Annotated in this window: 1 protein-coding gene; it reads right to left on the bottom strand. The window is 52.5% G+C overall.

Annotated features, from left to right (window positions below):
• Positions 1–5: 5 nt before the first annotated feature.
• Positions 6–659 carry a Rho termination factor gene (locus tag NW853_RS11965; RefSeq protein WP_414335601.1) on the bottom strand — a complete coding sequence of 218 codons (654 nt, stop codon included), beginning with the start codon at positions 657–659 and terminating at the stop codon, positions 6–8.
• Positions 660–699 lie beyond the last annotated feature (40 nt).

Raw genomic sequence — 699 nt, 5'->3', positions numbered from 1 at the left:
TATCCCTAGCCCCTCTCTCCCTCTGTCTTTTTCCGCGAGCGAGTTGAGCTTGTTTTCTTGGCACTGGCAGATGCTGTGGATTTTTTGGACGATTTCTGCTTACTGGGAGGCGGCGCTGTAGGAGTTAGAAAAAAAACTTCTTTTAGGGCATCTAATTTTTTGCCTCGCGTAATTCTGCATCCTAGCTTGGTTATGGGAGTTAAGTTCTGCCACCAGCTCCTATCTGCCTCTGCAATTCGCGCGGCTGCAATGGTTACATCAACTCCCTTGAGGGGGGTGCCGGGCTGCTCGGCCAGGTATCTCAGCGCAGCCAAGATAGTTTCCCTAGAAGCCTCCGTCAAATTTACCTTCGGAACCATTTCTCTAGTGAGAACTTGGGCCTGCTCCACCTGCTCCGGGGCTGGGTCAACAATGATACACCACAGCCTCTCCAACCCGGCTTCTTGAGCAACTGCATAGACAAAATGGTTGCCAATGGCCTTGTACTGGTAGTCGCTAGCCTCAACCACCAGCAGCGGCACCCAATTGTGCCCTCCTGTTGCCCTTAACTGAGCGGCTGCTGCAGTAACCAAGAAAGAGGGAGCGGAAAACCCCTCGGCAGGCGTAATGCTCTCGAGGGGTAGGTTGACCAGCTTGCCGAGATCGGAAAACTCACTCATCGATAAAGTACTCGCCGGCGAGACTTTGGTAGTATTCTAA

Source organism: Synechococcus sp. H55.11 (genome assembly GCF_047462475.1).
Taxonomy (GTDB): domain Bacteria; phylum Cyanobacteriota; class Cyanobacteriia; order Thermostichales; family Thermostichaceae; genus Thermostichus.
Note: the sequence above shows the minus strand (reverse complement) of the source record. Positions and strands in the feature narration are given on the sequence as shown.